Below are 12,413 nucleotides of genomic sequence, written 5' to 3' on the forward strand. Positions count from 1 at the left end.
GTTCCCGGCGAGAGGATGCCGCAAAAAGGGATTGACTAACCAAGGCCCGTTACAGAAGCCCGGATGGAGCGCAAGCGTCATCCGGGAAAGTCTCACTTGTGGCGCGATCCCGGATTACGCTGCGCTCCATCCGGGCTACAAGGTGCTGACATGACCAATTCATCCGAACTCGACGCAAACATCCTCGACGACGTCGCCGATGCGCTGATCTATTCGGATCGCTCCGGCACGATCATGCGCTGGAATCGCGCATCGTCCGCACTGTTCGGCTTCTCCGCGGACGAAGCGCTGGGCCAGAATCTCGACCTGATCATTCCCGAACATCTGCGCGCCGCGCACGGGAAGGGTTTCGAGGCCGCGCTTGCCAGCGGCGCGATGAAGCTTGCGGGCAAGCCGACACTGACCCGCGCGCTGCACAAGGACGGACGCAAGCTCTACATCGAGATGACCTTCGCGCTGGTGCGAGACGCCGCTGGAGTTGTGCAGGGATCGGTGGCGATGGCACGCGACGTCACCGAGCGCGTCGAGCGCGAGCGTGCCGCCAAAGCTGTGCAAAATTAAGCCTGCGCAAAATTCGTGATGCGGAATTGGCGAGCCGGCGTGCAGGGCGCCCTGCGTGCGGCTCAGCTTGTCCGTCACCGGCTGCAGTGACACACTCGATCAAAACAACGATCGGGAGCGAACATGACCGCCGCATCAGACTCCACGCAGGAAGCTCTATGGAAACGCTGGCGCGCGGTTGCCGATCTCTATCACGCCTATTTCACCGGCCTGATCCTCACCGTGGTCACGCGTCGCGGCACGGCAGATGCTGCGGAGTTCGTCTTTCGCGTGTTCCGCCGCCAGCAGCAGGAACGCTTCCTGCCGGGGCTGGAGAAGCTCGGGCTGAGCCATCTGCCTCCCGCCGTGGCGGCCGCGCAATATCACTATCTCTCGAACTGGATCGGCGGCGTGCACGTCGAATACATGTATGAGAGCGATCGCAAAGCCTGGATCCGCTATCCCCCGCCGCGCTGGATCTGGAAAGGCACTGCGATCTGCGGCGTGCCGGGCGAAGTCTCGCGCGCGATGCTGCGCGGCTGGCACGCCAACAACGGCGTGGCGCTCGGCGATACCAGATTGGGGTTCGTCTGCACCAAGCAGAGCGTCGACGGCCAGGATGGGCTCGAAGGCTACTATTATCAATATGACCAGCCGCTCGAACTCGACCAGCGCCTCGTGTTCGCGCGGCACCTCGAAGCGCCGCTGTTCGATGCAGCCGCGGCTCCGGCGTTGCCGGTCGCAAGCTGGCCAAGACCGCGACTGGAAAAAGCCTATCGCAACTACGCCATGGAATATGTGCGCACGGCAGCGCCAGTGATGGTGCAGCTGTTCGGTCCGGAGGATGCCGGCTATCTCCTGCATCTCACCGGCAAGCTGATCGGGATGCAATATTTCGATGAGGTCGCTGCAGCACTGTCGATGGGCCGCGGCGGCGCGAGCGAATTCGCGACGTTCCTCAACGCACTGTTGGTCGCGCAGGACGATGTGGGTGAGACGACGCAATCCGAAGGCACGTTCGAAATCCGTCAGAAGAGTTGGAGGTTGATGGACGACGTCGCCGATAATCACCCCGCTTGCGCCAAGGTGCTGGCGGGGTTGTTCGAAGGGCTCGCGGCCGGATGCGGGCGGCACATCGGCGTGCACCTGTCCCCGACGCATGGCGGCCGTCCGCCATTGCTCTGGACGATTGGGTAATGCCGCGCGGGCGTTGGCCTCGTGGTTCGAGACGCCCGCTTCGAGGGCTCCTCACCATGAGGGTCCGACATGTCACCGCGAAACAAGACCTCATCCTGAGGAGCCCGCGAAGCGGGCGTCTCGAAGGATGGCCCCACGGAGACTGAGAGTCGCAATTCCACGGGCTGAAATGCGCTGCCGCAGGGCACGCCTGCATCAGGCGCAGGAGGAATCGGCAATTGCCGTGCTAACAAGCTGAACCTCGCGCCTTCTGCGCGAATAAATTCATTGGCACACCCAGTCATTGCCGCGCCGCAACTGGTGCTCGCGCCCGGGAGAGGACATGTCCGACATCGCCGAAATCCCGGTCGATGAACAAGAGCGTCCGCTGCCGCCGCCACCACGCCCCGTGAGGAGCGCGCTGATGGACGGGCCGATCCTGCGCACGCTGCTCGGGCTGGCTTGGCCCAACGTGGTCGCGCTCTCCGCCGGCACTTGCACGGTGATTGCGGAGACCTCCTATATCGGACGTCTTGGTGTGGAAGCGCTGGCCGCGATGGCGCTGGTGTTTCCGACAGTGATCCTGACCATGACCATGTCGGGCGGTGCGATGGGCGGCGCGGTGGCCTCCGCCATCGCGCGCGCACTCGGCGCCGGCGATCGCGAGCGTGCCGGGACGCTCGCCGCACATGCGCTGCTGATCGGCATCAGCTTCGGCCTGGTCTTCATGCTGGGCATGCTGATCTTCGGACCCAAGGTGCTTGAGATGCTCGGCGGCCGCGGCGACGTGCTGACGCATGCGATCGCCTACACCCAGGTGTTTTTCGGCGGCGCGGTGCTGCCCTGGCTGCTCAACACCATGGCCGGGGTCCTGCGCGGCACCGGCAACATGAAGCTGCCGTCGCTGTTGATCCTCAATTCTGCGGCCTGGCAGATCGTGCTCGGCGGCACGCTTGGGCTCGGGCTCGGTCCGGTGCCGCAATTCGGCATGCGCGGCGTCGCCGCCGGCGCGCTGATCGCCTATTGCATGAACATCGGCGTGATGGGCTGGTACCTGTTCTCCGGCCGCGCCCGCGTGACGCCGAAGCTGCGCGGCCTGCGCATCCAATGGGCGATGTTTTTCGACATCCTGAAGGTCGGCGCCATCGCCTGCTTCTCGCCGCTGCAATCGGTGCTGACGATCTCGATCTTCACCCACATGCTTGCGAAATTCGGCACCGCGATCCTCGCCGGCTACGGCATCGGTGCGCGGCTGGAATTCCTGCTGACCTCGATCGCGTTCTCGTTCGGCATCGCCTCGGTGCCGATGATCGGCATGGCGGTCGGCGCCGGCCGCATCGCCCGCGCCCGGCGCATCGCCTGGATCGCGGCGGCGAGCGCCTTCGTCGCCGTCGGTGCACCGGCGTGCCTGGTTGCGATCTTCCCCGATCTCTGGGTCAACATCTTCACCGACAGCGCGACCGTGCGCGCCACCAGCCATCAATATTTGTCCACGGTGGCACCATTCTACGCCTTCATCGGCCTCGCCTCGACGATGTATTTCTCGTCGCAGGGCGCTGCGAAGGTGATCGGCCCGGTGCTGGCGCAGACCGCGCGGCTGATCTACATTTCGGCGGTCGGCTGGTGGCTGTCCACGCATGATGCCACCGCGCAAAACTTCTTCTGGCTGGCGGCGAGCTCGATGGTCGTGCTCGGCCTGCTCTCGTGCTCCAGCGTGGTGCTGACGCGCTGGGGACCGCGCCAAACCAAACCTGCGATCAGGCCGGCTCTGTCGACCGCCGTGGACTAGCGGCGCCTGTGGCGGCGATGCCCGCCACCGCCGCCGACATTGGCGAGCCGCATCAGTTGCGGAATCATCGCCATCATGTCGCCGCCGCCGGCGCCGCCGAGCATGCCCATGATTTCGCCGCCACCCATGCCGCCCATTCCAGTCGGCATGGTGCCGCCTGCGCCCATCGGCGCGTAGCCGCCGTAATTTGGCGCACCGAAACCGCCGCCGAGATTGCCGCCGCCGAGGCCGCCAATTCCGCCGCCGCCCATCATGCCACCAAGACCACCACCGCCATTCTCCATCATGCGGCTCATCATGGGGCCCATGGTCTGCATCATCATGCCGAAGCGGCGCTTGCCCATCTTGGCCTTCATCATCTCCAGCATTGGCGCCATCTGGGTCATCATGTCCTCGCCGCCGGCACCTCCGCCGCCGAGGAACTGCGCCTTTGCCGGTCCGCTCGAAATCGAAAACATCAGCAGCACGGCGGCCGCCTGGCAGATCACCTTGTCCGCACCTCTCATGGCCTGCTCCTCGCGTGCGGGGCGCCGCCGGGAGAGCGGAGCCAACCGGACGCACGCCGCCATGGTTAGTGCGGACGAGGGCTGGGCTCCGTGAGAAAGATCACGCAGCCGCGGCCGGAAACGCTCGGTGTATGGCGGCGACGGCGTCCTTGGTCTGTCCCTGCACATAGGGCGCGAGCTCGTTCGGCAGCATGTCGATGATCCAGAGCAGGCGGCATCTCGCCTCGCCCTCGGCAATCACCTGCACCGAGGCGCTGTAATGCTTCAGCCGCTCGTTGTTGATCGCGTAGACCAGCCGCTGCCGCGCGTCGTCGCAATCGACCAGCACCTCGCGCGCCACCGATCCGTTGGCGAAGGTGACGACGCGCGCGTCGCCGTCGAGCGTGCAGGCCATGACGAAGCCCGGCGCCAGCCGCCGATGCAGCGCGCCGAAATCGCGCACCGCATCCCAGACGTCGCGCGCCGGGGCGGGCAGGGGAATGTCGTTGTGGATGGAGGCCATTGTTGAATCCTGGTTGAGTCCATTGATGTAGAGAGGGGAGCGATAGTACCGGCGTCTCAGCTGTCATCGCCCGACTTGATCGGGCGATCCAGCATTCCAGAGGCCGCTGTGATCGAATCGGGAAATTGCGGCGTACTGGATGCCCCGGTCAAGCCGGGGCATGACAGCGTGTGTGTAGTGAGGGCTGCCGCACTCACGTGCAAACCGCCTCGACATTGTTGCCATCGGGATCGATCAAAAACGCCGCGTAGTAAGTCGGGCTGTAATCCTTGCGCGGGCCGGCGCCGCCATTGTCGCGGCCGCCGCTCTTCAAGCCCTCGCTATGGAATGCCTTCACCGCGTCATGATCGCCGGCGCGAAACGCGATATGCGCGCCGTCGGCCTTGCGCCCCTTGTTCAGGTGCAGCCATAGCCCGGGTTCGCCCTTCGGCCCGAAGCCGGCATAACCGTCACCGCTCGAGCACAGGACATAACCGAGCGGCGCCAGCACCGCGGTGTAGAAGCGCGTGGCGGCGTCGAGGTCGGCAACGCGCAATCCGATATGGTCGTACATGGTCGTCTCCATTGCCAAAGCGCGCCGCAATCGGCGCGCGCCGGAGACGAACCTAGTCAGTTGAGGGCAAGTTGCTCTTGGAGAATCTTGCGCTCCCCCTTCGATGCCTGACGGAACTTGGTCGGCGATACGCCGGCGGCGCGGTGGAAGGTGCGGACGAAGTTGGAGAGATCGCCGAAGCCGATGTCATAGGCGATGTCGGTGACTGCGATGTCGTCGTCGGTCAGCAGCCGCGCCGCATGCCGCAGCCGCGAGCGCACCAAATATTGGTGCGGCGTGACGCCGAGCACGGCGGAGAACAGCCGCAGGAAGTGGAAAGGGCTGAGGCCTGCCTGCCGCCCGGCCTGTTCGAGGTCGACCTCGGCATGCGAATTGGCGTCAATCCACAGCGCGGCTTCCACGGCGCGGCGGCGGTCGCGCGCGGTCGGCGTCGTCGGCTTGCGCGCCTTGCCCGAGACGACATCGACGAAACGGCCGGCGAGGATCTGCCCGACCTCGTCGAGACCGAGGTCGCTGTTGCCATCTGCCGCCGTCTGGGCGAGCTCGCCCAGCACCATCAGCTCGGGCAACGGCGGCGTCGCGCCGACCTGCCAGACGTCGCGCCGGCCGCCGAGCGCGTCGACCAGATCCTCGTTGAGGAAAAAGGACAGGCAGATGTCGCCGGCGACATGCTCATGCGTGCAGGTGTATTCCTCGCCCGGCGCGCCGACCAGCATCGATCCCGCGACCAGATCGAAGAAGCCGGCGCGGCAATGACAGCCAAAGCTGCCCGCGCGGACATAGGCAATGGAATGGCCGGTGCGACACTCCGCAAACGGGCTGTCGTCCGGTCCCGCGTCGCAGCGAAACTCGGAGACGGTCATCGAGGGAGTGGTCAGCAGCGTGGTTGCGTCCATGCCAGCTATCTAGGTGGAGGGTCTCGGAGGGGCAACGGGCAGCAGCACGTCGAACAGCGTCTTGCTGGCGATTGGATGGGCGCCCTCCAGCGACAGCAGCCGCCGCTTGGAGATCACCCCGCCATAGGGCGAGAGCCGGTCGGTGTAATTGCCGGCCTCCAGCACCCGGTGGCAGGGCACGATCAGCATGTAGGGATTTTTCGCGATCGCCTGGGCCACAGAATGCGCGGCGCCGGAGGCGCCCAGCGCCTTGGCGATCTCGTGATAGGTCCGCGTCTCCCCGCGCGGGATGGCGCAGGCGGCTTCATAGACCCGCCGGTTAAAGCCGGGCACCCCGCTCGCGTCCAGGCTGACCTCGGAAAAATCAGCATCGCTGCCTTGCAGCAAGCCCACGATGCCCTCGATCGCGAACGCGGCGTTCGCGGAAGGCCGCTGCTCGCGCGCCTCGGGATGGACCTGGAAAATCCGGCGGCGGGTGTCGATCTCCCGCGCCTCCGGCAATTGCACGGCGACGATACCGGTGCCGCTCCAGATGATGCCGCAGCGCCCTATGGTCGTGTCGAATATCGCGTAGCCACGCCCCACCATGCACACGCCCCACTCAGTGCACGTCTCCCCAGACAGGCGATCATAACACCGCCACAATCCGGCGCACCCAAAATCTTGCCGGAAACTCAAGAAGGATCGGGCGGGCTGCGCCAAAGCGCTTGGCGAGATGCGCCGTCTCGGCTAATCAGAGCGGGCGCAGGCTGCGCATCCGCGGGCGTAGTTCAATGGTAGAACGGCAGCTTCCCAAGCTGCATACGAGGGTTCGATTCCCTTCGCCCGCTCCAAAGCCTTGGCCGCAGCACAATCGCACTGACTTGAAGTCTCTCTTGGCGATCCGCCCGGGCGCAATGGGACGTGGAGCTGACGCTCGCTGCGCTTAATCCATTGCGCTTAGCACGAACTGCAGGCTGTCGAAGGGCGGGCCGGGAGTTCATGTTTCCCGGTCCGGGTCACCGCCAACGCAAGTCCAGTGCGCAACACCTGCGGCCTCACTGAGGGCCTGGTCCGGATGAAGCGAGTTGCACTCCGTGTCGAGCGCAAATCGCAGACGGAGATGGTCCATGCCTGATGTACGAATCCATATCGCCGCAGCTGTGCTCGCGACATTCGCAATCGGCTCGGTGTACGCCATGAGCTCGGTGCAACAGCAGCCGGCCTCTGCGAGTTCTGCCCACGCCATGATCCCGCGGAAGCAAGCAGCCGTGCACCCGGTCAAGCCGGCGCCGCACAGGCTCGTGATCCAGGTCAACCAGAACGATGCCGCCGTGATGAATCTCGCGCTCAACAACGCCACCAACGTGCTCGACTATTACCGCAAGAAGGGCGAAGAGGCCGACGTCGAGATCGTGGCGTTCGGTCCTGGATTGCACATGCTGCGCAAGGACACGACGCCGGTCGCCGATCGCATTCACGCCATGACGGACCTCGCCTTCCCAAACAAGGTTCGCTTCGCCGCATGCGGCGTCACCCGGGAGGGGATGGAAAAGAAGGAAGGCAAGCCGCTCGAGCTGCTGCCGGAGGTTTCCATGGTTGCCTCGGGTGTCGTGCGCATGATGGAGCTGCAGGAAAAGGGCTGGAGCTACGTCCGGCCGTAGACAGGAACCAACAAGGGGAGGCCGGGATGATGCGCAAGCTGCTGTTCGTGCTGGCTGTGTCGCTGCTCGCGTTGCCCGCTTCCGCCCAAACTGCCACCAGGCCCGGCGCTGCCAAACAGACGACGGAACCGGTCGCGTCTGCGCCCGCGCGAGGGAACCGGTCGGTGCGGGCCACTCAACAGCGGACGGCCGAAGAGGACGTGAAAGATCGCATCAATGCAGGCACGGTCGGATTAGCCGCCGGGCTCCTTGAAGGCGCACCACTCCGCTTCGCGACCGAGATCTCGCGCGTGGTCAACGAGAGCGGAAAGGTGCACGTGCTTCCGGTGGTGACGCGCGGACCGACCGAGAATGTCAACGATGTGCTCTATCTGAAGGGGATCGACATCGCGATCATCAACAGCGATTCGCTCGACGAGTATCGCGCGCAGGTGCCCGAGATCGGAAAGCGCATCGTGCATGTGATGAACCTGTTCCCGTCGGAGCTGCATGTCTTCGTGCGTCCCGAGATCAATTCGCTCGCCGACCTCGCGGGCAAGAAGGTGAACTTCAACACGCAGGGCACGGCCGCCGCCTATTCGGGTCCACTCATCTTCAGTCGTCTCGGCATCGAGGTGGAGAAGGCCTTCGTGCCTCACCCGGCCGCGCTGGAGCAGATGCGCAAAGGCGAGATGGCGGCTGTGGTTTTCGTCACGTCGAAGCCGGTGGACGCGTTCGTCAAGCGCAAATGGGACGACGGCTTCAAGTTCCTGCCGGTCCCCTGGGGTGCCAAGCTGGCGGACTATTATGTGCCGGCCTCTCTGACGTCGGCCGACTATCCTGCTTTGGTGCAAGCAGGGCGGGATATCGAGACGATCGCGGTGCCGACGGTGCTGGTCGCCTATAACTGGAATCCGGGTACCCCACGCCATGACAGGGTCACCGCTTTCGTGAATGAACTGTTCAGCAGGCTCGATCAGCTGCGCGCGTCCGGCTTCGATCCGAAGTGGAAGGAGGCCAATCCCGGTGCGGGCGTTCCCGGACTGCAGCGCCTCAAGGCGGCTGAGAACTGGCAGGAGTCCCAAATGTCCAATCGGACGGGACGTCCATGAGACGGCTCGCCGCCGTCCTGTTCGCCAGCCTTGAGATCGCGGAAGCCCATGGTCAATCCGCCTCCAGCACGCTTAGGGGTCTGGACCAATGCTTTGCCCAGACGCGTGCAGCGGAAGCTGCCTGCGATCAGGCGGGCATCGACACCGCGCTGCGTCTCGGATGCAGGCTGAAGGCACACAGCGCGGAGAAACGGTGCCTCGACAGCCTGTTCGCCAACAAAGACGAGGTCCGACAACCCGACGATATCCCCTCCAAACCGCACGCCGGTATGCAGCCGTTGCCACCCGAAGCTGAACCGGCGCCGGCGATGACGCCGGCCAATCGGGACGACGCAATCGCGGGACTGTCAATCGCCGAGGGCTGGTTGATCAGCGAGACCACGTCTCCAAGGGACTTCTCGCCGCTCTTTGTCGCCAAATTGTATGCGCTTGCCCCGGTGACGGCCAATGCACCAGAAATGCTCGTGCTACGTTGCCGTAACCAGCGGACCGAGCTGTCCCTCGGCTCCAATGGCCTCTGGCGCGCGTTGCGCGGAGGGGAAGTCGACGTCGCGATCTCTCCCGACCAGGCCACGGCGCGGCCAATGCGTTGGCGATTGGCATCTGACGGTCGCACGGCGTCCATGCCGGAGGATCCGGTCCAATTGGTACGCGCATTGCGCGCCGGAAAGACGTCTATCTCCGTTACCGACGGTGCGGGGCGCAACACCAGCGCCATCTTCGAGCTCGCCGGCGTCGATTCCGTCCGCGCCAGGCTCGCAAGCGCCTGTCGTTGGGCGAGTGCGACGGTCGAATCCCGAGGACGATGAACGGATTTTGCGCCGAGGATGCATTCGCGCGCGCCGAAATTCTAATATATTGGCATCTCATTCCCGGCATTCGCTGTTTCCCGCGCTAGGCTCTCTCCCAAGCAAATGCGGCTGCCGAAACAGCGCTCGGATAGGGGCTATGGACCAGCAAAAGCTCGATCGCGCGATCGGTCGTCGCTTGAAGACGGTGCGGACGCAAGCCGGCATGACGCTGAATGAGCTGGCGGCGCGCTCCGGCGTCAGCCGGGCCATGATCGGGCGGGTGGAGCGGGCGCAGAGCAGTGCGACGGCGTCGCTGCTCAACAAGCTCTGTGCCGCGCTCGACGTGTCGCTCAGCGACGTCGTCGCGCTCGCCGAGAAGCCGCCGGAGCGGCTGGTGCGGCTCGCCGACCAGCCGCACTGGCGCGATCCCGACAGTGGCTATCGCCGCCGGCACGCCTCGCCGACGGACGCGGCGAGCGGCATCGAGGTCATCGTCGTCGATTTGCCGGCCGGCGCGCGGGTGCCGTACAGCCCCTGGGGGCGCAACGCCTTCACCCAGCAGCTGCTGATGCTGGAGGGCGCGATCGCCGTGCACATCGACGCCAAGGCGGTTCGCCTGCGCGAAGGCGACTGTCTCGACTTCGACGTGATGCGCGCGGTGATCTTCGAGAACGAGACTAGACAGGACGCGCGCTACGTCATCATCACGCGCCGCGGCGCGTCCTACGGCAAGATGTGAGACCGTGACGATGCAGATCCGCACCGGCGACACCTTTGATCCGCGCGTCATCGCGCTGCTCGACCATCACGTCACGGCGGCGCGAGCACAGACCGCGCCGGGCAGTGCGCATGCGCTTGACCTCGCCGGGCTTCGTGCCCCGGAAGTCGCGTTCTGGACCGGCTGGGACGGCGACACGCTGGTCGTCACCGGTGCGCTGAAGTCGCTGTCGGGAGCGCATGGCGAGGTGAAGTCGATGCATACGCTCCAGACCACGCGGCGGCGCGGCTTTGGCGGTGAGATGCTCCGCCACATCATCACGGAAGCCCGCGCGCGCGGCATGGCGCGGCTCAGCCTCGAGACCGGCTCGTGGGACTATTTCAAGCCGGCGCACGCGCTCTACCAGGCGCGTGGCTTTGTCCTCTGCGGCCCGTTCCAGGGCTATGTCGAGGATCCCAACAGCCTGTTCCTGACCCTGGATCTGTCGGCGAGCCGTTAGCTCAGGAGCGCGTCTCCTCGATCCTGTCGAGCACGCGTTCGGGCGCAATGTCGCGGCTTGCCTCCTCCAGATCCCGCTTGGAGTCGGGCTGGACGTCGAGCCGCTCGGCGATCTGCGTGAGGAGGCGGGCAACCTTGGTCAATTCGTGCTCGGCGAGAAGGCTGATCTGAAGATCGAGATCGGCGCGCTTGTCCGCTGCTGCGCTCATGCGGTTCTGTGAGATCAGCACGAATGTCGACAGGAAGATCGCCTCGACCGAAGCAATCATCGCGAGCACCACGAAGCTCTCGTCCCAGGCCGGGATTCCCGGCAGCCAATGCAGATTGGCGATGATCCAGAAGCCGAACACCGCGACATGGAGGTAGACGAAGGCCATGCTGCCGGTGAACGCCGTGATCGCATCGGCAAGCTTTTCTTGACCCCTGGCACCGCGCTGCTCGCGGCGGCGGCGCTCGACCAGGGCCTGGATGTTGCGCTCGAGCGTCGGGCTCAATCCCTCGCCGGGATCATGGGTGATATCGTTACGCACGGGGCAGCAACGGCGGACGGAAGCGGCTGTTCCTGGACTCAGCTGCGGGAAAATGCGCGCCGCCCCTCAAAATGAGTTGCGTACCTCAAAACACCTCTGCTAGCCTTCAGCCATGGCCGAGACGCTCACCACGACCGCGCTGACGCTGAAGGACATTGCCCGCCAGGCCGGCGTCAGCCTCGCGACGGTGGACCGCGTCCTGCACAATCGCCCGGGCGTGCGGCCGGACACGGTCCGGCGCGTCAAAGAGGCGATCGAGCGCAATTCGTTCCAGCCGCACGTGGCCGCCGCCGAGCTCGCCCGCGGCCGCGCCCGCCGTTTCGCTTTCGTGATGCCGTCGGGGCCGAACCCGTTCATGCAGCAGATCCAGGATTATCTCGGTGAGATGTCGGGCTGGCTGTCGTCCCGTCGCCTCGGCGTCGAGACGGTCGCAACCGACGTGTTCGATCCGTCCGTGCTCGCCGCTTCCCTGGAAGGGCTCTCGGACGATTACGACGGCATCGCCGTGGTGGCGCTGGACCATCCCGGCGTCCGCGCCGCCATCGACGATCTCGTCGATGCCGGCGCCAAGGTCGTGACGCTGGTCTCGGACGTGCCGTCGTCGCGCCGGCACCATTATGTCGGCATCGACAACATTGCCGCGGGACGCACCGCCGGTGCGCTGGTGGGGCGGCTGGTCGGACAAAAGTCCGGCAAGGTTGCGATCGTCGCGGGCTCGCAGGGCTTGCGCGACCATGCCGAGCGCATTTTTGGCTTCAACCAGGTGATGGCGTCGGAATTCCCCGGCCTCAGTGTGCTGCCGGTGCTCGAAGGACGCGACGAGGACGCGCGTTCGGAACAATTGTTGGCGCGGCTGCTGGGCAGGCATGCTGACATTGTCGGCCTTTATAATGTCGGCGCCGGCACGCAAGGCGTCGCCAACGCGTTGAATGAGAAGGCCTTGAGCGATGCCGGCCGCGACAGGCAGGTGGTGTTCGTCGGACACGACGTCACCGCGCTGACGCGCCGGCTGCTGCTGCAGGGTGTGATGCATGCCGCGATCTCGCAGAACCCCGGACACGAAGCGCGCGCCGCCGTGCGCGTGCTGCTCGCGCTCGCCCGTGGCGAGCCGATCTTGCGCGAACAGGAGAAGATCAGGATCGACATCGTGATGCGAGACAATCTGCCTTAGCGGCAGGTG

Annotated in this window: 15 protein-coding genes and 1 tRNA gene; 10 read left to right on the forward strand and 6 right to left on the reverse strand. The window is 65.3% G+C overall.

Annotated features, from left to right (window positions below):
* The first annotated feature begins 150 nt into the window (after positions 1–150).
* The 3 genes from AC0L21_RS28865 (at position 151) to AC0L21_RS28875 (ending at position 3,505) form a co-directional block, all read left to right on the forward strand.
* A complete protein-coding gene (locus AC0L21_RS28865) occupies positions 151–561 on the forward strand; it encodes a PAS domain-containing protein (protein ID WP_473265051.1) in 411 nt (136 codons plus the stop codon).
* 123 nt (positions 562–684) lie between these two features.
* Positions 685–1,737 (forward strand): hypothetical protein, encoded by a 1,053-nt coding sequence (locus tag AC0L21_RS28870; RefSeq protein WP_473265052.1) that lies wholly within the window; start codon positions 685–687, stop codon positions 1,735–1,737.
* 322 nt (positions 1,738–2,059) lie between these two features.
* Positions 2,060–3,505: an MATE family efflux transporter gene (locus tag AC0L21_RS28875; RefSeq protein ID WP_473265053.1), complete on the forward strand. Its 1,446-nt coding sequence runs from the start codon at positions 2,060–2,062 to the stop codon at positions 3,503–3,505.
* On the opposite strand, the gene AC0L21_RS28880 is transcribed toward AC0L21_RS28875, so the two are convergent.
* The 5 genes from AC0L21_RS28880 to AC0L21_RS28900 all read right to left on the reverse strand — a co-directional run bounded on the left by AC0L21_RS28880 (position 3,502) and on the right by AC0L21_RS28900 (position 6,550).
* The gene (locus AC0L21_RS28880) at positions 3,502–4,011 is read right to left on the reverse strand and encodes a hypothetical protein (protein WP_473265054.1); all 510 of its coding nucleotides are present in this window, start codon (positions 4,009–4,011) and stop codon (positions 3,502–3,504) included. The two genes, AC0L21_RS28875 and AC0L21_RS28880, sit on opposite strands and share 4 nt — an antisense overlap.
* 100 nt (positions 4,012–4,111) lie before the next feature.
* Positions 4,112–4,513: an SRPBCC family protein gene (locus AC0L21_RS28885; protein ID WP_473265055.1), complete on the reverse strand. Its 402-nt coding sequence runs from the start codon at positions 4,511–4,513 to the stop codon at positions 4,112–4,114.
* 193 nt (positions 4,514–4,706) lie between these two features.
* On the reverse strand, positions 4,707–5,066 hold the full coding sequence (locus AC0L21_RS28890) for a VOC family protein (RefSeq protein ID WP_354063977.1): 360 nt from the start codon (positions 5,064–5,066) through the stop codon (positions 4,707–4,709).
* Positions 5,067–5,122: 56 nt separating this feature from the next.
* Positions 5,123–5,962 (reverse strand): helix-turn-helix transcriptional regulator, encoded by an 840-nt coding sequence (locus AC0L21_RS28895; RefSeq protein ID WP_473265056.1) that lies wholly within the window; start codon positions 5,960–5,962, stop codon positions 5,123–5,125.
* A gap of 9 nt (positions 5,963–5,971) precedes the next feature.
* The gene (locus AC0L21_RS28900) at positions 5,972–6,550 is read right to left on the reverse strand and encodes a methylated-DNA--[protein]-cysteine S-methyltransferase (protein ID WP_473265057.1); all 579 of its coding nucleotides are present in this window, start codon (positions 6,548–6,550) and stop codon (positions 5,972–5,974) included.
* Between the two features lie 171 nt (positions 6,551–6,721).
* Here AC0L21_RS28900 and AC0L21_RS28905 point away from each other — a divergent pair.
* From AC0L21_RS28905 to AC0L21_RS28930, 6 genes are all read left to right on the forward strand, one after another.
* Positions 6,722–6,795 (forward strand) — tRNA-Gly (locus AC0L21_RS28905).
* Positions 6,796–7,071: 276 nt separating this feature from the next.
* Positions 7,072–7,605 (forward strand): DsrE family protein, encoded by a 534-nt coding sequence (locus tag AC0L21_RS28910; RefSeq protein ID WP_473265058.1) that lies wholly within the window; start codon positions 7,072–7,074, stop codon positions 7,603–7,605.
* Between the two features lie 26 nt (positions 7,606–7,631).
* Positions 7,632–8,696 (forward strand): TAXI family TRAP transporter solute-binding subunit, encoded by a 1,065-nt coding sequence (locus AC0L21_RS28915; protein WP_473265059.1) that lies wholly within the window; start codon positions 7,632–7,634, stop codon positions 8,694–8,696.
* Positions 8,693–9,505, forward strand: a complete 813-nt coding sequence (locus AC0L21_RS28920; RefSeq protein ID WP_473265060.1) for a type VI secretion system-associated protein TagO — start codon at positions 8,693–8,695, stop codon at positions 9,503–9,505. Before AC0L21_RS28915 ends, AC0L21_RS28920 begins: the two co-directional genes overlap by 4 nt.
* Positions 9,506–9,644: 139 nt before the next feature.
* Positions 9,645–10,226: a helix-turn-helix domain-containing protein gene (locus tag AC0L21_RS28925; RefSeq protein WP_007597841.1), complete on the forward strand. Its 582-nt coding sequence runs from the start codon at positions 9,645–9,647 to the stop codon at positions 10,224–10,226.
* Positions 10,227–10,236: 10 nt separating this feature from the next.
* Positions 10,237–10,704 carry a GNAT family N-acetyltransferase gene (locus AC0L21_RS28930; protein ID WP_473265125.1) on the forward strand — a complete coding sequence of 156 codons (468 nt, stop codon included), beginning with the start codon at positions 10,237–10,239 and terminating at the stop codon, positions 10,702–10,704.
* Between the two features lies 1 nt (position 10,705).
* On the opposite strand, the gene AC0L21_RS28935 is transcribed toward AC0L21_RS28930, so the two are convergent.
* Positions 10,706–11,233: a DUF1003 domain-containing protein gene (locus AC0L21_RS28935; protein WP_473255897.1), complete on the reverse strand. Its 528-nt coding sequence runs from the start codon at positions 11,231–11,233 to the stop codon at positions 10,706–10,708.
* Positions 11,234–11,345: 112 nt separating this feature from the next.
* Here AC0L21_RS28935 and AC0L21_RS28940 point away from each other — a divergent pair, with 112 nt between their 5' ends.
* Positions 11,346–12,404 (forward strand): LacI family DNA-binding transcriptional regulator, encoded by a 1,059-nt coding sequence (locus tag AC0L21_RS28940; RefSeq protein WP_473265061.1) that lies wholly within the window; start codon positions 11,346–11,348, stop codon positions 12,402–12,404.
* The last annotated feature ends 9 nt before the right edge of the window (positions 12,405–12,413 follow it).

The organism is Bradyrhizobium sp. WSM4873 (assembly GCF_055811355.1).